The organism is Bacillus sp. SKDU12 (assembly GCF_010093085.1).
Taxonomy (GTDB): domain Bacteria; phylum Bacillota; class Bacilli; order Bacillales; family Bacillaceae; genus Bacillus; species Bacillus mexicanus.
Genome location: NZ_MSRC01000003.1, coordinates 558,586 through 582,524 on the forward strand (window position 1 = coordinate 558,586; position 23,939 = coordinate 582,524).

The following is a 23,939-nucleotide window of genomic DNA, read 5'->3' on the forward strand; positions in this document are numbered from 1 at the left end:
TTATATAAGTTTTTTTGAAAAATAGAAATCCTTCAAGGGAAAGTGTTAAAAAAATGAAATGATTTTGTCATAACTTGAAGGATTTTCAAATTTTGAAGGGATGATGATATGGGCGACATCAATTATTTTTTGACATTCGGAGCTGGATTTTTATCCTTTATTTCGCCTTGCTGCCTGCCGCTTTACCCTGCTTTCTTGTCATATATTACAGGGGTTAGCTTGGATGATGTGAAAACAGAAAAGCTGCTGCTGCAAAAAAGAAGCTTGCTTCATACTTTGTGTTTTTTGCTCGGCTTTTCCATCATTTTTATCGCTTTAGGCTATGGAACATCTTTTATTGGCAGCCTGTTTAGGGATTATCATGATGCGATTCGGCAAATTGGTGCGTTGTTTATTATTTTATTCGGTTTCATTACACTTGGCGTGTTTCGGCCTGAGATGATGATGAAAGAGCGGAGAATCCATTTTAAGCATAAACCAAGCGGGTTTTTAGGCTCCATCTTAATCGGGATGGCATTTGCGGCAGGTTGGACACCGTGTACCGGTCCGATATTAGGTGCTGTTATCACACTTGCAGCTACTAATTCTGGATCAGCAATACCGTACATGATATTATATGTACTCGGTTTTGCTCTTCCGTTTCTATTATTGTCTTTCTTCATGACAAAGCTGAAATGGATAAGAAAGAACCAGCTTTTGATCATGAAAGCAGGCGGCGTTTTGATGATCATGATTGGTGTGCTGTTATTTTTTGATTGGATGAGCCTGATCATTATTTTGTTGTCAGATCTTTTTGGAGGGTTTACTGGTTTTTGACGGTGAATTCTTTTTCGTATTGCTAATAGTCCTTTTGTTTTTCGGCACAACAAGCCTATTATCTATGGAAATCGACTGCTGGAGGGGAATATGACAAGAGTTTTAGTTGTGGATGACGCCAAGTTCATGAGGGTGAAAATCAGAGAGATCTTAGAAAAGGCAAAATACATAATCGCAGGTGAAGCTGAGGATGGTGAACAAGCCGCAGACCTGTATAAAAAATTGCGGCCTGACATTGTAATACTGGATATTACAATGCCGGTGAAAAATGGCATTAAGGCACTGCACGATATTTTAGCTTTTGATCCTAAAGCGAAGGTGATCATGTGCACCGCCATGCGCCAGCAAAGAATTGTAACAGAAGCGATTGAGCTGGGAGCAAAGGATTTCATTGTGAAGCCATTTGAGGAAACAAAAGTGTTAGAAGCTGTGAGCCGCGTTATGGGGAATGAAAGTCATTTCTTTTGAAAATGGTTTTTTTTATTGTTTTGGAGTATAGTATATAGTGTCAACACTCCGAGAAACAAAGGAATGATATGTATGATGATAATAGTTTCATCGATTATTGCTGTGTTAATGGCTGTATCTGTGATGGTGGTCAGAATAAAGTCCTCTGACAAGCCTGTTTCGCCGAAAAAAATCATTCTTCCGCCGATTTTTATGAGTACGGGAGCGTTAATGTTTGTATTTCCGGTCTTTTGGGTCACTGGTGCAGAGTTTTTAGAATCAATCACTTTAGGCGTGGTTTTCTCTATTTTTCTCATTAAAACCTCTAAGTTTGAAATTAAAAATAATGAAATTTACATGAAGCGCTCTAAAGCATTTGTTTTTATATTAGTCGGTCTTTTGGTGATCCGCATTGTGATGAAATCGATCTTAAGTACATCAATCGATTACGGTGCACTGAGCGGAATGTTTTGGATCTTGGCTTTCGGTATGATTGTGCCGTGGAGAATCGCTATGTATTTATCATATCGAAAACTTAATAACGAGCTGCAGTCATCTAATATTCAAATGAATTAAAAAACCTTTCCCCTTATCAGGAAAGGTTTTTTATTTAAGAAGGGTCTGATAAGGCTCTAGATCGATTTTTTTGTCGCGCAGATGCCTTTTTAAAAAGGTATGGTCTCTTTTAGGAGTTGCGAGAATATAGCCTCTGATTATCAGTTGCTGATCAATCTTTGACACCTTTTCTTTTAATGCCAGTTCACCGATTTTACCTGCGATTTTTGCTTTAGCTGCATCTCTGAAAAGCTCTGGAACCGGGGAAACCAATTCATTTAGAAATTGTTTGTTTTCAATACTCCACAAATGCTTGCTGCTTTCAATATAGTAATCCTGCCAATCAAGCTCTGACCTGCCGTCTTCTTTCGGTAAACGCTTTAAAAATTTTCGAAACATAAAAAAACCGCCGATTGATAATAAGACAACCATCGTGATCACCCAAAATAGAATAAACCACAAAAACCATCCTTCCAGCATCAATCATTCCCCCTTATTCTAACCATATTGTAAACGAAGAAAGAATAGAAGAACACAGTAAAAAAGAATAGAAAAAAATGATAGATGTCTAGTCAAAAGAGATAATAGATCATATTCTATTGTATAGTGAATCTGCTATTTGGCCATGGGAGAGTCACTAGAGGGTATTTGACGATAAATGGACGGAAAAAAGTCACTTTCATAATAGGGGATGAAAGTGACTTTTTATGTTAGTTGAGTGGAAATTGAAGAGAAAAAGAAGAACCATCTTCTGTTTCTTTATTAACGGCAACTGTGAGTATTTGATTTTCACATTCAGTTTGAATGTTTTTATCATTAAAATAAAAAGGAAGCATCATTTGTTTTTCAAAAGTCTGCCCTGACGATTTAACTGTTAAGATGAACTTGCATCCAGACAGGGTAACCGTAACTTGTGTCGGCTGCAAAAAAACCAGATCTGCTTCAATAATATACTGCTGACTTGTTTCATATAAATCAATAGGCAATGTTTCATCGTACCAGGCGAAAGGGTCTTCAAAAAATTGCCGAAGCCATTCATCCATACTATCGAAATCATTATCATTGGCATCATTACGTTTTGAATGGGTCATGGAAGCATTCCTCCGCATATCAGCCTTGCTTTACATCATATGCGGAATATCAGAAATGGGTGAGCGCATAAAAAAACAGACACTAAGGCCTGCTTTTCTTACATATCATGGCTTGAATTATGTTTTTGTCTGGTGTGGTTTCGATTTTTCACTTTTTTGCTGCCGCTGAGAGGCTCCGGCTGACCCGGATTGTGTCCTTTAGGTGCATTTTTATGCATATCTTTACTTGTATTTTTATTGGTCATAATATGAGAACCTCCTTAAATGGCTCGGGAATTATTGATTGGTTTTTCTTTTTTTATTATTTTGGCGTTCGGCTTCAGTCAGTACAAGCTGGTCGTTTTCGATATAGCCGGCGCCTTTGCCTTGGCTTTTCGCGTCATTCATTCCGTTAATGACATGATTTGCTTTTCTTTTGACCATCATTATCACCTCAATCATAATATGGCTCCTTTTGCGACGTAATATGAGAGAGTATAAACAGTAATAATTACCGTTATATTTTTCTGATAAGACAAACTTATTGTATTTAATAAAAACATTGATATTTACTTATGTATGATTTTGCTTTAATATGAAATTGTGAGAAAATTGTGATGGAATTTATGTTCATCTGAGAATGATCTGATCTGAAGGGGGATTTTGGAGAATGACCAACGAGCAAAAAACGATAGCGAAAGACGTTTTCCAAGCGAGAAAAACGTTTACTACAAATGGAAAAACCTATCATTACTACTCTTTAAAGACATTAGAAGATGCAGGTGTCGGAAAGGTATCGAAACTTCCTTATTCCATTAAAGTTCTTTTAGAATCTGTATTGCGTCAAGTTGACGGATTCGTCATCAAAAAAGAACACGTGGAAAACTTGGCAAAATGGGGAACTGCCGAATTAAAGGAAATCGATGTTCCGTTTAAACCGTCTCGTGTTATTTTACAAGACTTCACAGGAGTTCCAGCAGTAGTAGACCTTGCCTCACTGCGTAAAGCGATGGCAGCTGTCGGCGGAGATCCTGATAAAATTAACCCTGAAATTCCTGTTGATCTCGTTATCGACCACTCTGTTCAGGTTGATAAAGCGGGTACAGAAGATGCATTAGCGATTAATATGGACTTGGAATTCGAAAGAAATGCAGAGCGCTACAAGTTTTTAAGCTGGGCAAAGAAAGCGTTTAACAATTATCAGGCAGTGCCGCCTGCAACAGGTATCGTACACCAGGTAAATCTGGAGTTTCTGGCAAGTGTCGTCCATGCCATTGAAGAAGATGGCGAGCTTGTAACGTATCCTGATACGCTTGTCGGAACGGACTCCCATACAACAATGATTAACGGCATCGGCGTTCTTGGCTGGGGTGTCGGCGGAATTGAAGCTGAAGCAGGGATGCTTGGACAGCCTTCTTACTTCCCAGTTCCTGAAGTAATTGGCGCCAGACTTGTCGGCAAGCTTCCGAATGGAACAACAGCTACGGACTTGGCGTTAAAAGTGACACAGGTATTGCGTGAAAAAGGCGTTGTCGGCAAGTTTGTTGAATTCTTTGGGCCAGGAGTGGCTGAACTGCCGCTTGCAGATCGTGCAACTATTGCGAACATGGCTCCGGAATACGGCGCTACATGCGGATTTTTCCCAGTAGATGAAGAGGCGCTTAATTACTTGCGTCTGACAGGCCGTGATCCAGAACATATTGATGTGGTAGAAGCATACTGCAGAAGCAATGGATTATTCTACACGCCAGATGCGGAAGACCCTCAATTTACTGATGTGGTTGAAATTGATTTGTCTCAAATTGAAGCAAACTTATCAGGGCCAAAACGCCCTCAGGATTTGATACCTCTTTCCGCTATGCAAGAAACATTTAAAAAACATTTGGTCAGCCCTGCTGGTAACCAAGGATTCGGTTTACAGCCAGAAGAAGAAGAAAAAGAAATTAAATTTAAACTTCTTAATGGCGAAGAAACCGTGATGAAAACAGGGGCGATTGCCATTGCTGCGATTACAAGCTGTACGAATACCTCTAATCCGCACGTGCTGATCGGAGCCGGGCTCGTAGCGAAAAAAGCAGTAGAGCTAGGGCTTAAAGTGCCTAATTACGTGAAAACGTCACTTGCACCGGGTTCTAAAGTCGTTACAGGATATCTTGTGAATTCAGGTCTGCTTCCATACATGAAAGAGCTTGGTTTTAACCTTGTTGGGTACGGATGTACAACATGTATCGGAAACTCAGGTCCGCTTTCACCAGAAATTGAAGAAGCAGTTGCAAAAAATGACCTTTTGATTACATCAGTCCTTTCTGGAAACCGTAACTTTGAAGGTCGTATTCACCCGCTTGTTAAAGGAAACTATCTTGCTTCTCCGCCGCTTGTTGTGGCATATGCACTGGCTGGAACGGTGAATATTAACTTAAAAACCGATCCGATTGGTGTGGGCAAGGATGGTCAGAATATTTACTTTAACGATATTTGGCCGTCAATGGATGAAATCAATTCACTTGTTAAGCAAACTGTTACACCTGAGCTCTTCCGCAAAGAGTATGAAACGGTATTTGATGATAACGAGCGCTGGAATAAGATTGAAACAACGGATGAAGCACTGTATAAATGGGATAACGAATCAACTTACATTCAAAATCCGCCATTCTTCGAAGAAATGTCTGTTGAACCAGGAAAAGTTGAGCCATTAAAAGGTCTGCGTGTTGTCGGTAAGTTTGGCGATTCAGTCACTACTGACCATATCTCTCCAGCTGGGGCGATCGGAAAAGACACGCCTGCCGGAAAGTACCTGCAAGAAAAAGGCGTTTCCCCTCGCAACTTTAACTCTTACGGTTCCCGCCGCGGAAACCATGAAGTGATGATGAGAGGAACGTTTGCAAATATCCGTATCAAAAACCAAATCGCACCCGGAACAGAAGGTGGGTATACTACATACTGGCCGACGGGTGAAGTAACATCCATCTATGATGCGTGCATGAGATACAAAGAAGATAAAACAGGTCTTGCTGTATTAGCAGGAAAAGACTACGGTATGGGATCTTCACGTGACTGGGCTGCAAAAGGAACAAACCTTCTCGGCATCAGAACGGTAATTGCTGAAAGCTTTGAAAGAATTCACAGAAGCAACCTTGTATTCATGGGTGTGCTGCCGCTTCAATTTAAACAAGGTGAAAATGCAGAAACACTTGGTTTAACTGGTAAAGAAACGATCGAGGTTGATGTGGATGAAACGGTTCGCCCTCGTGACCTTGTGACAGTAAGAGCTATCAATGAAGACGGTAATGTAACAACATTTGAGACAGTTGTCCGCTTTGATAGTGAAGTGGAAATTGATTATTATCGCCATGGCGGCATCCTGCAAATGGTGTTGCGTGATAAAATGAAACAGTCCTGATGACTCAATAGGAAGAGAAGGCATTTCGCTTTCTCTTCTTTTGATGACAAAAAGTGTGCTGCGGAGGTGGCATATGCTGAAAAAATGGCTTGCAGGGATCGTGCTTATCATGCTTTCAGGTTATATGGGATGGAATCTGTACCAAACATACAGCAAAAAAGAAGTCGGAATTGAAGTTGGGCAGCAAGCGCCTGATTTTTATTTGAAAACGCTATCAGGAGAGAACTATTCTTTACAGAACTCAAAAGGAAAAAAAATCTTGCTCAATTTTTGGGCGACTTGGTGTAAACCGTGCCGCCAAGAAATGCCGGCGATGGAACAGCTGCAAAAAGAGCACCAAGACAAACTTGCGGTTGTAGCGGTTAATTTCACTTCAGCTGAGAAAAGTGAGAAACAGGTACGGGCTTTTGCTGATACGTATGAGATAACGTTTCCCATTTTGATTGATAAAAAAGGGATCAATGCTGACTATAATGTGTTGTCATATCCAACGACGTATATCTTAGATGAAAAAGGCGTTATTCAAGACATACATATCGGCACTATGACAAAAAAAGAAATGGAACAAAAGCTGAATCTTGATTAGATTCGGTTTTTTTATGCTCACATATGCTTACAATTTTCAGAATTGGAAAAAATAAAAGATAATGCGGAGGTGAGAAGAGTGAAGAAGATGAGAAAACGTTCTTTTCATGAGCTTGTCATGGAAAACAAAAAAGAGCTGATGACCAACACAGAGTATTTACATCAGCTTGAGGAGAAGCTTGAACAACGATTTAAACAAAAATAACCTTTAATTTGTATTCATGTTTACCCCTCCTTTTGAGAATCCTATCTGTTGAGGAGGGATACACATGGGAAACAACAAAAAAAACGGCCAGCCTCAATATGCGCCGAGCCACTTGGGTACAAAACCTGTAAAATATAAAGCCAATAAAGGGGAAAAAATGCACGATACGTCCGGACAGCGGCCGATCATCATGCAAACAAAAGGCGAATAGCGCCGAATTGAGTTTATTTTTAGGAGGTACAACCCAATGACAAAGAACCAAAACCAATATCAGCAGCCTAATCCTGATGATCGTTCTGATAATGTAGAAAAATTGCAGGATATGGTTCAAAATACTATTGAAAACATAGAGGAATCAGAGGCATCAATGGAGTTTGCTTCAGGAGAAGAGAAGCAGCGAATTAAACAAAAAAATGCGAGGCGCGAACAGAGCATCGAAGCTTTTCGCAATGAAATTCAAGATGAAGCCGCAGCGAGAGAAAACGGATACCGTTCTTAAAAACCAGGGAAACCTGGTTTTTTTCTTTCTGATTTGATTATGGTAAAATGGGGCTAAATTGACGTTAAGGGAGCAGAATAATTTGCATGTATCAAAAAAAGAAATAGAAGTTCGTTATGCAGAAACAGATCAAATGGGAATTGTCTATCACGCAAATTATCTTGTGTGGATGGAGCTCGGCAGAACAGAGCTGATTAAGGACTTAGGCTTTTTATACAGTGATATGGAAAAGCGGGGCGTTCTGTCACCAGTCGTTGATATCAATATTTCCTATAAAAAGCCGCTTCATTATGGGGAAACAGCTGTTGTGAATACATGGATAGAGGAATACAACGGCTTTAAAACCGTTTATGGTTATCATATTTATAATCCGGCCGGTGAGCTTTCTATAGAAGCCACCTCATCTCATATTTGCGTGGATAAAGAGAGCTTTAAGCCTATTCAGTTTCGCAAAGCTTTCCCTGATTGGCATGCGGCATATGAAAAGGCCAGAAAATAGGGAAGTGAACGAGATATGGCGTTTGGTGTGAAACGTGAGGAGCTCAACCGGTGGAAACGAGCGGTGAAAAGAGGAGAAATTGCATTTTTAACACATTACTGGCTGGATGATCGGTTTCCGGAAGCAAAGACTGTGACAAAAGCAGGCTGTGCAGATATTGATAAACTGATTCAGTGGGGAGCGGCGTACGGTTTACAAAAAGAATGGATACATAAAAAAAGTGATTTTCCTCACTTTGATCTGTTGGGTGAGACACAAAAATACATTTTGGAGCAAGAAAACCTGACAGACCATCTTATAAGATTTCATTTATAAAAAAAGAACGCACGCCATGTGCGCTCTTTTTTATTGGTATTCAAAAACCGGTTCATCAGCGTCCGCTGAATAGCTGACGAGAAGGTCGTGATTATCGAAGTACCATAGATCACTTTCTTCAATAAAGAAAATGATGCCTCCCGCTTCTGCAGTAGCTCCCGCTTCTTGCGGAGAATCTTTTGACACTCCGAGGGAAAATCCTTTTTGAACGTTGCTGCAGCCTCCGTAGCGAACGAAAAAGCGAACCTGATCTCCGCTTTCTAAATCGAGCTCTTCTTTATACCAATTCAGCGCGTCTTCGTTAATTGTCAGATTCATAACAGAACACCCCTTTGTTCTTTCATCATGTGAATTTCGTGAATTTCCTCTATTATAAACGTATTAGACTGTTCTGTGTCAAAAGAGAAGGTTTATAACCATGTCACTTTAGGTTCTGTTTTGTTAATAATTCGTTTGATATTCGTCCGGTGTCTGTATATCACAAAGATAGTGAGCAGGATGACCACAACCAATAAATACGTATCATGGACAAAGAGACTATATATCACAGTATAGATCCCTGTTAACATCGATGACAGAGAAACAAATTTAGTCAAGTATAAAAAGATGAAAAATACCGCGATCATCGTGACGAATAACAAAGGTGCGTAAAATAGCAAAACGCCTCCGGATGTGGCCACGGCTTTACCGCCTTTAAATTTAGCGAAAATGGGAAATACATGGCCTAAAACCGCAAAAACTCCTGCTAGAAGCGGGTGAATATCAACAAGCATGAGAAAAGGCAATGCAGTTGCCAGCGTCCCTTTCAAAATATCTCCGGCGATCACAATTGAACCAGCTTTTACGCCCAACGTACGGAATGCATTGGTCGCACCTAAGTTACCGCTGCCGTGCTCCCGAATATCAATTCCTTTAGCAAGCTTGCCCACAATTAAGCCAGATGGAATACTGCCTATCAAGTAGGCCAAAATAATCAATAAAGCAATTAACATCTACATTTCTCCTTTTTCAAAATCCCTTCTCTTTATTTTAACATGAGATATCATGATCTGATGATACGTTTTTTGTAAAGTTTAATAATCCATCCAATCAAACGTGTATCATATTTTGATTTCTTTCGTTTTGATCGTGTAAAATAGATGAAAAAGGAGTGGTCTATGATGCAAAACCCTTCCAAAGCGGAAATAAAAGAGATTCTTGATCAAAGCAAGCGAATCGCGGTAGTCGGGCTTTCAGACCGGCCAGATAGAACGTCATATATGGTTTCTAAAGCGATGCAGGATGCAGGCTATGACATCATTCCCGTCAATCCTACAATTGATGAGGCACTTGGTGTCAAAGCCGTTTCATCTTTAAAAGAGGTTGACGGTCCGATTGATATCGTCAATGTATTCCGGCGCTCAGAACAGCTGCCGAGCGTGGCAGAAGAGTTTTTGGAGACAGATGCTCCGGTATTTTGGGCACAGCAAGGGCTTGTAAACGAAGAAGCTTACGAGATGCTAAAGGAAAAAGGCAGAACAGTTATTATGGATCTGTGCATAAAAGTTGCGCATGCTGTAACAAAATAGATGCAGAACTGCAAAAATCCTTGTGAATTCAAGGATTTTTGCTTTTTAATTTTAAGATATTGTTTGCGTATTACGATGAAACAGATACAATAAAGCTTGAACAGCTTTTTTGAACACCTTGTCTAGCTGGTTTCGGCCGTTCGATTTGCGAAGGTCTGCTGCTTTATATATAATAAACAAACATACGTTCTTATGGTGTGAAAACAGCACTAGGCGATATGTTGCGAACTGATTCGTTAGCTCTATGTTGTGATTGCATACATATTGGTTATAATGAGGAGTCCAAGACAGTACCGGCACCGAGACGAGGTTTATAAAAAATACTTTATACAATTGATGTGTAACACTGAAAAAGAGAAAGACAATGTTAGTTTTTGAAAGGGGTTTGTACGTTTGGCTAGAAAACAGCAATTTGATTACAATGAAGATGCCATACAGGTGCTCGAAGGCCTTGAGGCCGTTAGAAAAAGGCCGGGGATGTATATTGGCTCTACCGACGCACGGGGCTTGCACCATTTGGTTTATGAAATTGTAGATAACTCTGTCGACGAGGTGCTTGCCGGCCACGGAGATCACATTATCGTCAAAATACATAAAGACAACAGTATTTCTGTTCAGGATAGAGGCCGCGGCATGCCAACCGGAATGCATAAACTCGGCAAACCAACCCCTGAAGTGATTTTAACAGTGCTTCATGCCGGCGGAAAGTTCGGCCAAGGCGGCTATAAGACAAGCGGAGGGCTTCACGGTGTCGGTGCATCAGTCGTGAATGCTTTATCTGAATGGCTGACGGTCACTATTGAACGGGACGGTTTCGTTTATCAGCAGCGCTTTGAAAACGGAGGAAAACCGGCCACATCTCTCGAAAAAATCGGCAAAACAAAAAAGACGGGAACGCTCACGCATTTTAAGCCAGACCGCACGATGTTCAGCGCAACAACTTATAATTTTGAAACGCTTTCTGAGCGCTTAAGAGAATCTGCGTTTTTATTAAAAGGATTAAAAATTGAGCTGATTGACGAGCGTAATGGCCAGCATGAGGTCTTTTATTATGAAAACGGCATAGAAGCGTTTGTCGCTTACTTAAATGAGGAAAAGGACGCCTTGTCTGAAGTGGTCTCATTTGAGGGAGAGCACCATTCAATCGAAGTGGATTTTGCGTTCCAGTTTAACGACGGCTATTCTGAAAACATTTTATCGTTTGTTAACAACGTCAGAACAAAAGATGGCGGAACTCATGAGTCGGGTGCAAAAACAGCGATGACACGTGCTTTTAATGAATATGCGCGAAAAGTGGCTTTGCTGAAAGAAAAGGATAAAAACCTGGAAGGCACTGATATAAGAGAAGGGCTTTCAGCCATTATTTCTGTTCGGATTCCTGAGGAGCTTCTTCAATTTGAAGGACAAACGAAAGGAAAGCTCGGTACGAGTGAAGCGAGATCAGCAGTCGATGCGATTGTTTCTGAGCAGCTTGCTTACTTCTTAGAGGAAAATCGGGATACTGCAACGCTTCTTGTTAAAAAAGCAATCAAAGCGAGCCAGGCGCGTGAAGCGGCACGTAAAGCCCGTGAAGAAGCAAGGAGCGGCAAAAAACGAAAAAAATCAGAAGCGACATTAAGCGGTAAGCTGACGCCTGCCGGTTCGAGAAACCCGGCAAAAAATGAATTGTATCTCGTTGAGGGAGATTCTGCAGGCGGGTCAGCCAAGCAGGGAAGAGACCGCAGATTCCAAGCGGTACTGCCTTTACGCGGTAAAGTTATTAATACAGAGAAAGCTAAGCTTGCCGATATTTTTAAAAATGAAGAGATCAATACGATCATTCACGCGATCGGCGGGGGAGTCGGAGCGGATTTCTCAGTCGATGATATCAACTATGACAAAATCATCATTATGACTGATGCAGATACGGATGGCGCTCATATTCAAGTGCTGCTTCTTACCTTTTTCTATCGCTATATGAAGCCGCTCATTGAGCATGGCAAAGTGTTTATAGCATTGCCGCCTTTATATAAGGTCAGTAAAGGAAGCGGGAAAAAGGAGATCATTGAATATGCATGGTCTGATGAAGAGATGGATGATGTCCTGAAAAAAGTCGGTAAAGGCTACACCATTCAGCGGTATAAGGGTCTTGGGGAGATGAACGCAGACCAGTTATGGGAAACGACGATGAATCCGGAGTCCCGTACGCTTGTTAGGGTTAAAATCGATGATGCGGCACGTGTTGAGAGACGTGTCACGACGCTAATGGGAGACAAAGTCGAGCCGCGCAGAAAGTGGATTGAGAAAAACGTCGCTTTCGGCTTAGATGAAGAAAGCAATATTTTGGAAAATGAAAACTTATCGGTCGCTGAGGAGGTTTAATGTTGTCACAGCCAGAATTATTTCATGATTTACCATTAGAAGAGGTGATCGGCGACCGTTTTGGACGCTACAGTAAATATATTATTCAAGACAGGGCGCTTCCTGATGCGAGAGACGGCTTAAAGCCGGTACAGCGCAGAATTTTGTACGCGATGCATACAGATGGAAACACGTTTGATAAAAACTTCAGGAAAGCTGCCAAAACGGTCGGTAACGTCATCGGTAACTATCATCCGCACGGTGACAGCTCGGTTTATGAAGCAATGGTGCGGATGAGCCAGGATTGGAAAGTGCGAAATGTGTTAATTGAAATGCATGGGAACAACGGAAGCATCGACGGAGACCCTCCGGCAGCCATGCGTTATACAGAAGCGCGGTTATCTCCAATCGCTTCTGAGCTCCTGCGGGATATTGACAAAAACACGGTTGAGTTTGTACCGAACTTTGATGATACAAGCAAGGAGCCTGTCGTGCTCCCGGCAATGTTTCCAAACCTTTTGGTGAACGGGTCGACAGGGATATCAGCAGGATATGCGACAGACATTCCGCCGCATCATTTGGGAGAAGTCATTGATGCCGTCATTAAACGCATTCAACTGCCATCTTGCTCTGTTGATGAACTGATGGAAGTCATTAAAGGGCCAGATTTTCCGACAGGCGGTATTATCCAAGGTGTTGACGGCATAAAGAAAGCTTACGAGACCGGAAAAGGAAAAATCATTATCCGCGGAAAAGCTGAAATTGAAGGAATCAGAGGCGGACGTGAACAAATCGTCATTACAGAAATCCCATTTGAAGTCAACAAAGCCAACCTCGTGAAAAAAATGGACGAGTACCGCATTGATAAAAAAGTTGAGGGCATCTCTGAAGTTCGCGATGAAACAGATCGAACTGGGCTGAGAGTAGTCATTGAACTAAAAAAAGAAGCGGATGCCAAAGGCATTTTGAATTTCTTATATAAAAATACCGATTTGCAGATTACTTATAACTTTAATATGGTGGCTATTCACAATCGCCGTCCAATGCTCATGAGTCTGCCGTCTATATTAGATGCGTATATCGGCCACCAAAAGGAAGTCGTGACAAACCGGTCCGTATATGAGCTTCAAAAAGCAAAAGACAGACATCACATCGTAGAAGGGCTTATGAAAGCTTTGTCCATTTTGGATGAAGTCATTGCAACAATTCGTTCTTCAAGCGATAAACGTGACGCTAAAAACAACTTGATCGCGAAATATGACTTTACAGAGCCTCAGGCTGAAGCTATCGTGTCTTTGCAGTTATATCGTTTAACCAATACTGATATCACAGCATTGAAAGAGGAAGCAGAAGAGCTCGGCAAAAAAATTGAAGAGCTCGAGTCGATTTTAAGCAATGATAAAAAGCTGTTAAAAGTGATCACAAACAGCTTAAAGGCATTGAAAAAGAAATATGCAGACACGAGACGATCTGTGATTGAAGAAAAAATTGAGGAAATTAAGATTAACCTTGAAGTCATGGTTGCGTCTGAGGATGTATATGTAACCGTTACAAAAGACGGCTACTTAAAACGGACGAGCCAGCGCTCATTTGCCGCTTCCAATGGCCAGGATTTCGGAATGAAAGATACGGACAGGATGCTGCACCAATTTGAAATGAATACGACGGATGTGCTGCTGCTCTTTACGAACAAAGGAAGTTATATCTATTGTCCGGTTCACCAGCTGCCAGATATCAGATGGAAGGACATGGGCCAGCATTTTTCTAATATTATCACCATTGACGGTGATGAAACGATTGTAAAGGCTATCCCGATAAAAGAATTTGATCCATCGGCGTATCTGTTGTTCTTTACGAAAAACGGTATGGTGAAAAAGACAGAGCTCACCCATTATAAAGCACAGCGTTATTCTAAGGCGCTTGTGGCCTTAAATCTAAAGGGTGAAGATGAACTAATTGATGTCCATGTAACAAATGGAGAAAGCCAGATCTTTATGGCAACTCACCTAGGGTACGGCTTATGGTTTGGAGAAGACGAAGTAAATGTAGTTGGCGCGCGTGCCGCAGGTGTCAAAGGGATTAACTTAAAGGAAGATGACTTTGTTGTTTCCGGAGAAATACTTCAAGAATCTGATTCGGTTGTTCTGTTTACACAGCGGGGAGCAGTGAAACGCATGGGTCTTTCTGAGTTTGAAAGAACATCCCGTGCAAAACGCGGTGTCGTTATGCTGAGAGAACTGAAGAAAAATCCTCACCGTGTCGTAGCATTGTTTACTTGTGGTCTCAAACAGCGATTTATAGCGGAAACCGAAAAAGGTGACAGGAAAGAACTGCAGGCAAAAGAACTACGGACAAATGACAGATACAGCAATGGCTCTTTCTTTATTGATGAAGAAGAGTCAGGAATAGTCACAGCTGTCTGGAGCCTTCATACTGAACAGTAATAAAAAACCCGCTCACGATTCACGATGCATGAGCGGGTTTCGTTTATGCAATTAGCTTTCATGACTGGTGAATAGATCTGTAAAGGCATGAATAAATTCGATTCCTTGCCATACAAATAAATTCAGCGCTGTAAAAGAAAATAAGCCTAAAATCACCATTCTCAAGATAAACAACATGTTTAACAGCCTCCTCATATGGTTGTTATATTATGGGTTGATGTTGAACATGAAGTTTGTCGAAATAAGACGATTGATAAAATTTGGCTAGTATAAAGCTTTTTTTTCGCTGGCGTCTGCGGGAATATCCTGTGCTTTTGCTTTCAGCAGTCAGAAGCCGAACAGCCATTGCCCATAAAGCAGTTAGCGCAAATGCCCCTGTGATGGATTTTTTCTCATCATCAGCGTGTTGACCGGCTTTTACTTCATGCATTTCCTGCTGGTCGGATACAGCTTTGTAATGATGACCGATATCAAAGGCGTGGGGAATCGAGAACAAATGAAAACTGGCAATCGCCAAGAATAAGATGGATGTTTTCAGTATCGTTACTTTTTTCATATGATCTCTCCCTCCTTTAATATTACTGAATATTTTTATAAAAATACCCTCATCCATGCTGGAAGTAAACCTGATTTATTAAATTTAAAAATAAACTTCACTTTGTTAAGTATATATCTTTCTGTTTGTTTTTGATAGAGGAATTTTTTTATTAGTGTATGTATGAGCGGTTGTCGCTGTGAACAAAAACACATTTTAAAAGATATGATTGTTGTGTAAGGTTTATGAATTTATTTATTAGAAAGACATCTTACATTGTGAAAGAGGAGGGGAAGCTTACAAGAAATATCTTTATTCATAGGAAAATAACAGAGCGGGGAACAAAGGAGTAAGCTTCAGGCTAGAACAATAATCTTCATAAAAAAACTTCCTAATTCGACATATTGTGATATAATAAGACTCGTTATGTTAAAAAATCTAACATCGAATATGAATTCACTATGAATTGATGAAAACGGGAGGTCAATATGGAGTCTTTTTTCAATAGCTTGATCAATATTCCAAGTCATTTTATCTGGAAATATTTATTTTATATTTTAATAGGACTTGGCTTATTTTTTACACTTCGTTTTGGTTTTATCCAATTCCGTTATTTTATTGAAATGTTCAGAATAGTAGGTGAGAAACCGGAAGGAAATAAAGGTGTTTCATCTATGCAGGCGTTTTTTATTTCTGCCGCATCACGAGTCGGTACAGGGAATTTAACAGGTGTTGCCTTAGCGATTGCAACGGGCGGACCCGGAGCTGTATTTTGGATGTGGGTTGTAGCTGCTGTAGGCATGGCTTCAAGCTTTGTTGAGAGCACGTTAGCACAGCTTTATAAAGTGAAGGACGGAAACGATTTCCGCGGCGGACCGGCCTACTATATTCAAAAGGGCCTTGGAGTCAGGTGGCTTGGCATTGTATTCGCAGTCTTAATTACCGTATCATTCGGTTTGATTTTTAACGCTGTTCAATCCAATACGATTGCAGGAGCGTTAGATGGCGCCTTTCATGTGAACAAAACAGTTGTGGCTATCGTTCTTGCTGTTTTAACGGCTTTTATTATTTTCGGCGGTTTAAAACGCGTCGTCGCCGTAACACAATTGATTGTTCCGGTCATGGCAGGTCTTTATATTCTCATAGCTTTATTTGTTGTATTTACGAATATTGCTGCATTTCCGAGCGTTATTGCAACAATTGTCAAAAACGCTTTAGGATTTGAACAAGTGGTCGGCGGAGGATTAGGGGCTATCATCGTCATCGGTGCACAGCGCGGACTTTTCTCTAACGAAGCGGGAATGGGGAGCGCACCTAACGCGGCTGCGACAGCTCATGTTTCGCATCCGGCAAAGCAAGGCTTTATCCAAACATTGGGCGTGTTTTTCGATACATTTATCATATGTACGTCTACAGCGTTTATCATTTTGCTGTACAGTGTAACACCAAAAGGGAACGGCATCCAAGTGACACAAGCTGCGCTGAGTCACCATATTGGAGGATGGGCGCCTGGTTTTATTGCTATCGCAATGTTCTTGTTTGCTTTTAGTTCAGTTGTCGGAAACTACTATTATGGCGAGACAAACATAGAATTCATTAAAACCAGCAAAACTTGGCTGAATATTTACCGCATTGCAGTTATTGCTATGGTTGTGTTTGGATGTGTCGCAGGATTCCAGCTTGTGTGGGATATGGCGGACCTCTTTATGGGCATCATGGCACTGATTAACTTAATTGTAATTATGCTGCTCTCAAACGTTGCTTATAAAGTATATAAAGATTACGCAAAACAGCGTAAACAAGGACTTGATCCTGTATTTAAGGCGAAAAACATCCCTGGTCTGAAAAACACTGAGACTTGGGGAGATGAAAAGCAAGAAGCATAAAAACCCGGCTGCATTCAATCAATTGAATGCAGCTTTTCGTTTGTTAAGATATTTTGAGTCATCATGAAAGTAACGTGTAAGTCCTAATTACATACTTTTTACATGGGATCATAGGTATGAGCAGAACCTGAAATAAGACAAAAAGAGCAAATTCATTGGCTTTTACCTGCATAAAAACAAGAAATTAGGTTGATAGACAATCACATAAAAGATTTTTACAATGAGACCGTGCTAAAAAAAGCGAAAGGGGAGGAGAGCGTAAATTACTAGAGTTATTGTTTTTCATCATCATTCAAAGGAGGAAAAATGATATGAAACGTTCAGTCTCTAAATTAATTGCAGTGTTATTCATTGTATTACTAGCAATCAGCGGTATGCCTGCTTCAAAAGCAACTGCAGCAGGGGGAAAAACCCCGGTATCCATAAATGGGCAGCTGAGCATAAAAGGCACACAGCTAGTCAATCAAGATGGCAAAGCGGTACAGCTAAAGGGAATCAGTTCACACGGATTGCAATGGTATGGTGATTATGTCAATAAAGACAGCTTAAAATGGCTGAGAGACGATTGGGGCATTACGGTTTTCCGGGCAGCGATGTATACGGCAGAGGGCGGTTATATTGATCATCCATCTGTGAAAAATAAAGTAAAAGAAGCGGTTGAAGCGGCAAAGGAGCTGGGGATCTATGTCATCATTGATTGGCATATCTTAAGTGACGGCAATCCAAATCAACATAAAGAGAAGGCAAAAGAATTTTTCAAGGAAATGTCAAGCCTTTACGCAAACACACCAAACGTGATTTATGAAATTGCGAATGAGCCAAACGGCGATGTGAATTGGAAACGTGATATTAAACCATATGCGGAAGAAGTGATATCCGTTATCCGTAAAAATGATCCTGACAATACCATCATTGTCGGTACAGGTACATGGAGTCAGGATGTGAATGATGCTGCCGATGATCAGTTGAAGGATGCAAATGTTATGTATGCGCTTCATTTTTATGCTGGAACACACGGCCAATCTTTACGTGATAAAGCAAACTATGCTCTCAGCAAAGGAGCGCCTCTTTTTGTGACGGAATGGGGAACAAGCGATGCTTCAGGAAATGGCGGCGTATTCCTCGACCAGTCGCGGGAATGGCTCAATTACCTCAATAGCAAAAATATCAGCTGGGTGAACTGGAATCTTTCCGATAAACAGGAAACCTCTTCAGCTTTAAAGCCAGGAGCCTCTAAAACAGGCGGCTGGCCGTTATCACAACTAACCGATTCTGGTACATTTGTAAGAGAAAGCATTCTCGCAAGCAAAAAGTCGACGAAGTACAGACCTGAAACATCAACTGAAACAGAAAAACTGTCTCACAGCAAGTGAGAAGAAAAAACCGCAACCAAATCGAACCATAACTACACTTGGAAAATAACAATAATTTCGCTTAATTATGTTTAAAACGGCGAAAAATATCACATGATATCATCATGGAAAACTGATTTGGGAAAGAACCCAAATAGTTTAACTTTTGGCGGGCATCAGCAATGGTGTCCGTTTTCATCATCTTATCGTTATAGCAAAACAAGGAGGATTTAAGTTGTGGATGAAACTCTGAAACAGTATATGATGCTGTTTAAAAAAATGAGTAATGCGGTAAATGGCCCCGACTATCCAGGTAAGGAAAAAGACGTCCAACATCAAAAAGAACAGATCGAAGTTTACGAACAACAGCTACAGCAACATTTTTCTACAGATTATGACTATGATGTATTTGCTGACTCGGCTATTAAATGTGCTTATGGTGATATGACGCTTGAGGATTTGGAAGCCGTGTATGATGAATTAAAAACGCCATTTTTTTAATTTGAACATACTGAACAGTAAAATTTTAAATTTTTGCTTCTGTCTCATTTACTTAAGTATACTTAGTTATTGAGACAGGAAATGATTTATTTTGTTTACTTCCTAGAATATATATTATGTAAACTAGAAGAATCGAATTTCGTTTACGCATTAATTTTCATCTTACCTACAGTTTCACCCTTTTTGTTTGTAATATCAAAAAAACCTTTACGTCCTCAATATAATCGGTCATAAAGATTTTTCAGTTAGTTGTTCGTCTATCCAATCATTACAGTTTCAGTTGAATTCTTCATCATTTATCAGCTATCAGCAATCTCTCGGTTCTGTCACTTGTTGCTGGTCTTCTTGATCAAGTGCACGCCATCGTATGTCAGACTTTCTACATTTGCTGTCTTCTGCAGTATGTAATGAGCAAAAAAGTTCTTCGTATAGTCTGTAATAAGATTTCGCATCTCCATAGCATCCCGTTCGCCTCTGATTTCCTCATTCACACTGGTAAACACGATGTCGCAGTAATCTAAATGCGCAGCACGATCAACAGAGAAATAATAGGTTTCCATGCTATTGTTAGCGCCAATGATCGCATTCATGTTATAGTTCGGTTCACAAAACAGCAGCAAAAAGGGTTTTTTCAGGTCGCTGTCGAGAAGGCCGAACGCACCGCTATCCAAGCCAATCCCACAGACGAATCGGTCGTCGTCCCGGCAAACAATAGCCGTCGTGGGTCCTCCATAAGAATGTCCGACTATGCCCATGCCGATGTCAAGCAACAATCTGCCTTTAAAGATGGAATTTAGTTCTCCAGAGTCCAGTTTGTAAAGATAATCGGCTACATACCTTACATCTTCCGCCTGTAATTCACAATACTTTGTTAACTTGCTAATTATCGGCAGTGTAAGCACGTTACGGCACATTTCAATGGCCGTTTCATCATCAGGCCGCATCTCCATCTTACCAGACAATTTCCGCATCTCCGGATCTTCAGAAAACGCCAAAATGACATCCGAAAAGTCCTTTGATATATTAAACAGACGTCCATCTTTACGCTTATACATCGTGCTATTCTGATGGCCGATGCTTACCACAACATATCCCATGCTTGCCAAGTCTGTACAGATCACTGTACCCCATTCTGGAGAACCGCCCCCGCCGCAAACATAGAATAACACCGGATAGCGCTTTTCCTTCTCGGAGAGAGCGTGGTCGTCGTAACATTGGGTCTTGATATCTATAGAGAAAACATCCTTCAACTCAGTGACAAGTGGCTGCTCATTAAACATCTCGTAGACCTCAGGAAACATGTACGTTGATGTATTCTTACCTTCGCTGCTGTCGGACGGATAGTACACAAACGCCGTCAGTTCTCTTTTTGAGTGATCTGATGCCGTGTACTCAAAATCCATCTGGGTTCGACCGACAGTATAGCGGCCGATTGGTTCTGGAAATGCGTCATACGTTTTCATTGTCTTGTTCCCCTTCATTAATAAAAGTGGTGAATATGACATACATACATTTATCCCTGTAAAGATGAGCAACAAAAAGAAAGTTTTTGACATTGTGTGAAGTGTGAATTGAATCACACTATACCGATAATCCATTCATATGCCAAATAGTATTGAAATATGAATATCATTATAAAAGATTTAAACCATATCTTTCTTCTTAAAGAAGAATTTAAAAGTTCCTAAATGAAAATAATCTTCTTCAAGAGTTCTAAAGAATCTTTCAGCGATACTTCTCATAATTCATATGGGAGCCAAAATGTTAATTAAGCTATCTCTTACTCTATTTTATATTTCTTTCAGTGTACCAGACTTAAATAAATATCAATTAGTGATCGGCGGCTTATGTGGCTTCCCCTACCCTAAGACCTTTTTCAATTTTTGATTCGATTGAGATTCTTGCCATTTATCTATAGCCTATACAGGTGCATTTTTCTCTTTATTATTATGCGTTTCATAAACTTACACTCATTTCATCATAATACCTCGCAACATAAATCCCCTATTTCCTGAATATCTTTATAACATAAATCCCCTCATCTCTCATTCCACCGATCTGAACCAAACATACAGCTCTTTTTACAAAAACTTTAGTTCCTTGCCGGGCAATTTGGTTAGTCTTTGGATCACTTATTAATACATGCCCGTATTGATTACATGCTTGTTCATGTCATAAAGAAAAAACAGGATGAAACGGAGATGGCTATGTGATTTCAATCAGTTTATGTATGATTGTGAAAAATGAAGAAGCTGTTATTGGACGATGCTTAGATTCTGTGCAAGGGATAGTTGATGAAATTAACATTGTGGATACCGGCTCAGTTGACCAGACGAAAAAGATCGTTGCTCGTTATACAGACCGCATTTTTGATTTTGCTTGGATCAACGATTTTGCGGCAGCCCGAAATTTTTCGTTTCAGCAGGCAACGGCCGACTATATTTTATGGCTTGATGCCGATGACATCTTTACCGAGAAGGACCAAAAGCTGTTATTGGATTTAAAAAGAACGCTTGATCCACGCATTGACGCAGTCTCAATGAAATACCATTTGGCGTTTGATGAAGATCATAACGTCACATCCAGCTTAAGAAGGTACAGACTTGTAAAACGCGAAAATGGTTTGAAGTGGATTGGAACCGTCCATGAATATTTAGAAGTTAATGGAAACCTCTATCACAGTGAAGTCGCAGTTTCTCACATGCCACTTAGTCATGACGCGGACAGAAATCTGCGGATTTATGAGAACATGGCTTCTTCGGGAAAGGATTTTTCGCCAAGAGATTTATTTTACTATGCGAATGAATTGTATGATCATGAGAAAATAGAAAAAGCAATTGAGTATTATTTGCGTTTTTTGAAAACAAAACAGGGATGGGTAGAAGATAATATTAGAGCATGCAATAAATTAGCAGATTGTTATCATTCATTGGGGCTGAAGGAAAAAGAATTAAGCTGGGTGCTTCACACGCTCGTCTATGGGCCGCCTAGAGCCGAAACCTGCTGCAGGCTGGGATTCTCTTTTTTAGAAAAAAACGATTTTCAAAGTGCAGTCTATTGGTATGAAAGAGCCTTAGAAAACAAAGACACAGATAGCTTGGCTTTTCAAAATCGTGCCTGCGCCACCTGGCTGCCCCACCTCCAATTAGCTATTTGCTACGATAAGCTTGGCAAGTATCAGCTTGCCTACCAACATAATGAATCAGCATTACAACACCGTCCCCATGATTCAAGAATCCTATCAAACAAAAAATACTTTGAAGATATTCTGCAGAAACAAGTTGGCTCTGATGATGAACATCATGGAAATCGATAAATGGGTCACTTGTCGATTCTATGAAAGAGTATCAGCTAAAAGATGTGGGAGGTCTTTTTAAAAAAACAAAAAAAGCTTGTAGAAAAAACATTGTTTTCTCTACAAGCTGAACGATTAAAGGTCAAAGGCTTAATGCAGTTTATACATATGGTACACCATTTACAGCTCGAGTAGCTGCATCGACTGTTGTTATATTTGATTGATCTGTAATAATGACATTAACAGTATATACATTATCCTCCGTATCCTCTGTACTTGTTGCAGTATCAACATAAGTGGTGGAAACTACAAAGCTTTGTGCCCCTGCGCTTGACCCAGATCTGGCAAAAGGAATTTCTGCTAACAATGTTTCGTTTCTCCTTAATCGAATAGAGCCGGTAATACTATAATTCTCTGTAGTGTTAGCTATAATATGCGCTGATAGGTCAACCTTTACTCTTTGGCCACTTGTTACAGGAACTGTTAATGTGAGAATTGTTGTTTCTGAGTTCATTTCTGAGTTCAATGGAGGATATACTTGCTGTTGTGTTTCTGTTTGGCCAAAGAAAATTTGTGTGGGTGATCCGGCAGCGCCAGTAGGCCCCGTTGGTCCAGTCGGCCCCGTCGGTCCGGTAGCGCCGGTATCTCCAGTCGGCCCAGTCGGTCCGGTCGGTCCGGTAGCGCCAGTATCTCCAGTCGGCCCAGTAGGTCCGGTTGGTCCAGTAGCACCGGTATCACCAGTAGGCCCAGTTGGTCCGGTAGCGCCGGTGGCACCAGTATCACCAGTAGGCCCAGTAGGTCCGGTAGCACCAGTATCCCCAGTAGGCCCTGTCGGTCCAGTTGCACCGGTTGCCCCAGTATCACCTGTAGGCCCAGTAGGTCCAGTAGCACCGGTATCTCCAGTCGGCCCAGTCGGTCCGGTAGCGCCGGTGGCACCAGTATCACCTGTAGGCCCAGTAGGTCCAGTATCTCCTGTTGGTCCAGTCGGTCCAGTGGCACCGGTATCCCCAGTAGGCCCTGTCGGTCCCGTAGCGCCAGTATCCCCAGTAGGCCCAGTCGGTCCGGTTGGTCCAGTAGGTCCGGTAGCGCCAGTATCCCCCGTCGGTCCGGTTGGTCCAGTATCCCCAGTAGGCCCAGTAGGTCCGGTAGCACCAGTATCCCCAGTAGGCCCAGTAGGTCCGGTAGCGCCGGTGGCACCAGTATCACCAGTCGGTCCAGTAGGTCCGGTAGCGCCAGTATCCCCAGTAGGCCCAGTAGGTCCAGTAGCACCGGTATCACCAGTCGGCCCAGTAGGTCCAGTATCCCCAGTAGGTCCGGTTGGTCCAGTTGCACCGGTTGCCCCAGTATCCCCAGTCGGCCCAGTAGGTCCGGTAGCGCCGGTATCTCCAGTCGGCCCAGTAGGTCCGGTCGGTCCGGTAGCGCCAGTATCTCCAGTCGGCCCAGTAGGTCCGGTTGGTCCAGTAGCACCGGTATCACCAGTTGGCCCAGTAGGTCCGGTCGGTCCCGTAGCGCCAGTATCACCTGTTGGTCCGGTCGGTCCGGTAGCGCCAGTATCACCAGTTGGCCCAGTAGGTCCAGTCGGCCCAGTCGGTCCAGTATCCCCAGTAGGTCCGGTTGGTCCGGTATC

The 23,939-nt window shown here is 41.4% G+C and carries 26 protein-coding genes and 1 pseudogene; 17 read left to right on the forward strand and 10 right to left on the reverse strand.

What is annotated here, in order from left to right; all coding sequences use genetic code 11:
• The first annotated feature begins 108 nt into the window (after positions 1–108).
• From BTW01_RS04125 to BTW01_RS04135, 3 genes are all read left to right on the forward strand, one after another.
• A complete protein-coding gene (locus BTW01_RS04125) occupies positions 109–816 on the forward strand; it encodes a cytochrome c biogenesis protein CcdA (RefSeq protein ID WP_162101766.1) in 708 nt (235 codons plus the stop codon).
• 90 nt (positions 817–906) lie between these two features.
• The gene (locus BTW01_RS04130) at positions 907–1,284 is read left to right on the forward strand and encodes a response regulator (protein ID WP_162101767.1); all 378 of its coding nucleotides are present in this window, start codon (positions 907–909) and stop codon (positions 1,282–1,284) included.
• A gap of 63 nt (positions 1,285–1,347) precedes the next feature.
• Complete coding sequence (locus BTW01_RS04135; protein WP_162101768.1) at positions 1,348–1,839, forward strand: CcdC family protein; 492 nt, start codon at positions 1,348–1,350, stop codon at positions 1,837–1,839.
• Between the two features lie 30 nt (positions 1,840–1,869).
• Here BTW01_RS04135 and BTW01_RS04140 read toward each other — a convergent pair whose 3' ends face one another.
• The 4 genes from BTW01_RS04140 to sspO all read right to left on the reverse strand — a co-directional run bounded on the left by BTW01_RS04140 (position 1,870) and on the right by sspO (position 3,332).
• Positions 1,870–2,298 carry a DUF2621 domain-containing protein gene (locus tag BTW01_RS04140; protein WP_162101769.1) on the reverse strand — a complete coding sequence of 143 codons (429 nt, stop codon included), beginning with the start codon at positions 2,296–2,298 and terminating at the stop codon, positions 1,870–1,872.
• Positions 2,299–2,528: 230 nt separating this feature from the next.
• Positions 2,529–2,927, reverse strand: coding sequence for an outer spore coat protein CotM (gene cotM, locus BTW01_RS04145; protein ID WP_162101770.1), 399 nt, complete (start codon positions 2,925–2,927; stop codon positions 2,529–2,531).
• Between the two features lie 80 nt (positions 2,928–3,007).
• Positions 3,008–3,154: a small acid-soluble spore protein P gene (locus tag BTW01_RS04150; RefSeq protein ID WP_003221237.1), complete on the reverse strand. Its 147-nt coding sequence runs from the start codon at positions 3,152–3,154 to the stop codon at positions 3,008–3,010.
• Positions 3,155–3,185: 31 nt separating this feature from the next.
• The gene (gene sspO / locus BTW01_RS04155) at positions 3,186–3,332 is read right to left on the reverse strand and encodes an acid-soluble spore protein SspO (protein WP_003244839.1); all 147 of its coding nucleotides are present in this window, start codon (positions 3,330–3,332) and stop codon (positions 3,186–3,188) included.
• A gap of 226 nt (positions 3,333–3,558) precedes the next feature.
• On the opposite strand from sspO, the gene acnA reads away from it, so the two are divergent.
• The 7 genes from acnA (at position 3,559) to BTW01_RS04190 (ending at position 8,391) form a co-directional block, all read left to right on the forward strand.
• Positions 3,559–6,288, forward strand: a complete 2,730-nt coding sequence (acnA, locus tag BTW01_RS04160) for an aconitate hydratase AcnA (RefSeq protein WP_162101771.1) — start codon at positions 3,559–3,561, stop codon at positions 6,286–6,288.
• A 73-nt stretch (positions 6,289–6,361) separates the two neighbouring features.
• Positions 6,362–6,874 carry a redoxin domain-containing protein gene (locus BTW01_RS04165; protein ID WP_162101772.1) on the forward strand — a complete coding sequence of 171 codons (513 nt, stop codon included), beginning with the start codon at positions 6,362–6,364 and terminating at the stop codon, positions 6,872–6,874.
• 78 nt (positions 6,875–6,952) lie between these two features.
• Positions 6,953–7,078: an FbpB family small basic protein gene (locus BTW01_RS04170; protein WP_003328742.1), complete on the forward strand. Its 126-nt coding sequence runs from the start codon at positions 6,953–6,955 to the stop codon at positions 7,076–7,078.
• A 64-nt stretch (positions 7,079–7,142) separates the two neighbouring features.
• Positions 7,143–7,289 (forward strand): acid-soluble spore protein SspN, encoded by a 147-nt coding sequence (sspN, locus tag BTW01_RS04175; RefSeq protein WP_003231569.1) that lies wholly within the window; start codon positions 7,143–7,145, stop codon positions 7,287–7,289.
• A gap of 36 nt (positions 7,290–7,325) precedes the next feature.
• Entirely contained in the window at positions 7,326–7,577 is a 252-nt protein-coding gene (tlp, locus tag BTW01_RS04180) for a small acid-soluble spore protein Tlp (protein WP_162101773.1), read from the forward strand.
• Between the two features lie 82 nt (positions 7,578–7,659).
• Positions 7,660–8,076, forward strand: coding sequence for a YbgC/FadM family acyl-CoA thioesterase (locus BTW01_RS04185; RefSeq protein ID WP_162101774.1), 417 nt, complete (start codon positions 7,660–7,662; stop codon positions 8,074–8,076).
• A gap of 15 nt (positions 8,077–8,091) precedes the next feature.
• Positions 8,092–8,391, forward strand: coding sequence for a hypothetical protein (locus BTW01_RS04190; RefSeq protein ID WP_162101775.1), 300 nt, complete (start codon positions 8,092–8,094; stop codon positions 8,389–8,391).
• 30 nt (positions 8,392–8,421) lie between these two features.
• Here BTW01_RS04190 and BTW01_RS04195 read toward each other — a convergent pair whose 3' ends face one another.
• Together BTW01_RS04195 and plsY are read right to left on the reverse strand one after the other, a co-directional pair.
• Entirely contained in the window at positions 8,422–8,709 is a 288-nt protein-coding gene (locus tag BTW01_RS04195) for a HesB/YadR/YfhF family protein (protein WP_162101776.1), read from the reverse strand.
• A gap of 92 nt (positions 8,710–8,801) precedes the next feature.
• Positions 8,802–9,383, reverse strand: coding sequence for a glycerol-3-phosphate 1-O-acyltransferase PlsY (gene plsY, locus BTW01_RS04200; protein WP_162101777.1), 582 nt, complete (start codon positions 9,381–9,383; stop codon positions 8,802–8,804).
• Positions 9,384–9,551: 168 nt separating this feature from the next.
• On the opposite strand from plsY, the gene BTW01_RS04205 reads away from it, so the two are divergent.
• The 3 genes from BTW01_RS04205 (at position 9,552) to parC (ending at position 14,743) form a co-directional block, all read left to right on the forward strand.
• Positions 9,552–9,959: a CoA-binding protein gene (locus BTW01_RS04205; protein ID WP_162101778.1), complete on the forward strand. Its 408-nt coding sequence runs from the start codon at positions 9,552–9,554 to the stop codon at positions 9,957–9,959.
• A gap of 393 nt (positions 9,960–10,352) precedes the next feature.
• The gene (gene parE, locus BTW01_RS04210; protein WP_162101779.1) at positions 10,353–12,320 is read left to right on the forward strand and encodes a DNA topoisomerase IV subunit B; all 1,968 of its coding nucleotides are present in this window, start codon (positions 10,353–10,355) and stop codon (positions 12,318–12,320) included.
• Positions 12,321–12,322: 2 nt separating this feature from the next.
• Positions 12,323–14,743, forward strand: coding sequence for a DNA topoisomerase IV subunit A (gene parC / locus BTW01_RS04215; protein WP_162101780.1), 2,421 nt, complete (start codon positions 12,323–12,325; stop codon positions 14,741–14,743).
• 51 nt (positions 14,744–14,794) lie between these two features.
• On the opposite strand, the gene BTW01_RS18615 is transcribed toward parC, so the two are convergent.
• Positions 14,795–14,920, reverse strand: a complete 126-nt coding sequence (locus BTW01_RS18615) for a hypothetical protein (protein WP_010330653.1) — start codon at positions 14,918–14,920, stop codon at positions 14,795–14,797.
• Positions 14,921–14,945: 25 nt separating this feature from the next.
• Positions 14,946–15,299: a hypothetical protein gene (locus BTW01_RS04220; protein WP_162101781.1), complete on the reverse strand. Its 354-nt coding sequence runs from the start codon at positions 15,297–15,299 to the stop codon at positions 14,946–14,948.
• A 467-nt stretch (positions 15,300–15,766) separates the two neighbouring features.
• On the opposite strand from BTW01_RS04220, the gene BTW01_RS04225 reads away from it, so the two are divergent.
• From BTW01_RS04225 to BTW01_RS04235, 3 genes and pseudogenes are all read left to right on the forward strand, one after another.
• Positions 15,767–17,164 (forward strand): alanine/glycine:cation symporter family protein, encoded by a 1,398-nt coding sequence (locus BTW01_RS04225; protein WP_162101782.1) that lies wholly within the window; start codon positions 15,767–15,769, stop codon positions 17,162–17,164.
• A gap of 311 nt (positions 17,165–17,475) precedes the next feature.
• A pseudogene (locus BTW01_RS04230) lies at positions 17,476–18,510 on the forward strand (glycoside hydrolase family 5 protein); the annotation flags it as partial.
• A gap of 243 nt (positions 18,511–18,753) precedes the next feature.
• Positions 18,754–19,017: a YnfE family protein gene (locus BTW01_RS04235; RefSeq protein WP_162101783.1), complete on the forward strand. Its 264-nt coding sequence runs from the start codon at positions 18,754–18,756 to the stop codon at positions 19,015–19,017.
• A 326-nt stretch (positions 19,018–19,343) separates the two neighbouring features.
• Here BTW01_RS04235 and BTW01_RS04240 read toward each other — a convergent pair whose 3' ends face one another.
• Positions 19,344–20,480, reverse strand: coding sequence for a choline esterase (locus BTW01_RS04240; protein ID WP_162101784.1), 1,137 nt, complete (start codon positions 20,478–20,480; stop codon positions 19,344–19,346).
• A 746-nt stretch (positions 20,481–21,226) separates the two neighbouring features.
• Between BTW01_RS04240 and BTW01_RS04245 the strand changes: the two genes are divergently transcribed.
• On the forward strand, positions 21,227–22,333 hold the full coding sequence (locus tag BTW01_RS04245) for a glycosyltransferase (protein ID WP_162101785.1): 1,107 nt from the start codon (positions 21,227–21,229) through the stop codon (positions 22,331–22,333).
• 139 nt (positions 22,334–22,472) lie between these two features.
• Here the strand turns inward: BTW01_RS04245 and BTW01_RS04250 are convergent.
• A partial coding sequence (locus BTW01_RS04250; RefSeq protein WP_419724060.1) for a collagen-like triple helix repeat-containing protein occupies positions 22,473–23,939 on the reverse strand: 1,467 nt, incomplete at its 5' end.

Coding starts and splice junctions, on each gene's coding strand:
- BTW01_RS04125 (WP_162101766.1), top strand. CDS start 109: ATGGGCGACATCAATTATTTTTTGACATTCGGAGCTGGATTTTTATCC.
- BTW01_RS04130 (WP_162101767.1), top strand. CDS start 907: ATGACAAGAGTTTTAGTTGTGGATGACGCCAAGTTCATGAGGGTGAAA.
- BTW01_RS04135 (WP_162101768.1), top strand. CDS start 1,348: ATGATATGTATGATGATAATAGTTTCATCGATTATTGCTGTGTTAATG.
- BTW01_RS04140 (WP_162101769.1), bottom strand. CDS start 2,298: ATGCTGGAAGGATGGTTTTTGTGGTTTATTCTATTTTGGGTGATCACG.
- cotM (WP_162101770.1), bottom strand. CDS start 2,927: ATGCGGAGGAATGCTTCCATGACCCATTCAAAACGTAATGATGCCAAT.
- BTW01_RS04150 (WP_003221237.1), bottom strand. CDS start 3,154: ATGACCAATAAAAATACAAGTAAAGATATGCATAAAAATGCACCTAAA.
- sspO (WP_003244839.1), bottom strand. CDS start 3,332: ATGGTCAAAAGAAAAGCAAATCATGTCATTAACGGAATGAATGACGCG.
- acnA (WP_162101771.1), top strand. CDS start 3,559: ATGACCAACGAGCAAAAAACGATAGCGAAAGACGTTTTCCAAGCGAGA.
- BTW01_RS04165 (WP_162101772.1), top strand. CDS start 6,362: ATGCTGAAAAAATGGCTTGCAGGGATCGTGCTTATCATGCTTTCAGGT.
- sspN (WP_003231569.1), top strand. CDS start 7,143: ATGGGAAACAACAAAAAAAACGGCCAGCCTCAATATGCGCCGAGCCAC.
- tlp (WP_162101773.1), top strand. CDS start 7,326: ATGACAAAGAACCAAAACCAATATCAGCAGCCTAATCCTGATGATCGT.
- BTW01_RS04190 (WP_162101775.1), top strand. CDS start 8,092: ATGGCGTTTGGTGTGAAACGTGAGGAGCTCAACCGGTGGAAACGAGCG.
- BTW01_RS04195 (WP_162101776.1), bottom strand. CDS start 8,709: ATGAATCTGACAATTAACGAAGACGCGCTGAATTGGTATAAAGAAGAG.
- plsY (WP_162101777.1), bottom strand. CDS start 9,383: ATGTTAATTGCTTTATTGATTATTTTGGCCTACTTGATAGGCAGTATT.
- BTW01_RS04205 (WP_162101778.1), top strand. CDS start 9,552: ATGCAAAACCCTTCCAAAGCGGAAATAAAAGAGATTCTTGATCAAAGC.
- BTW01_RS18615 (WP_010330653.1), bottom strand. CDS start 14,920: ATGTTGTTTATCTTGAGAATGGTGATTTTAGGCTTATTTTCTTTTACA.
- BTW01_RS04220 (WP_162101781.1), bottom strand. CDS start 15,299: ATGAAAAAAGTAACGATACTGAAAACATCCATCTTATTCTTGGCGATT.
- BTW01_RS04225 (WP_162101782.1), top strand. CDS start 15,767: ATGGAGTCTTTTTTCAATAGCTTGATCAATATTCCAAGTCATTTTATC.
- BTW01_RS04240 (WP_162101784.1), bottom strand. CDS start 20,480: ATGAAAACGTATGACGCATTTCCAGAACCAATCGGCCGCTATACTGTC.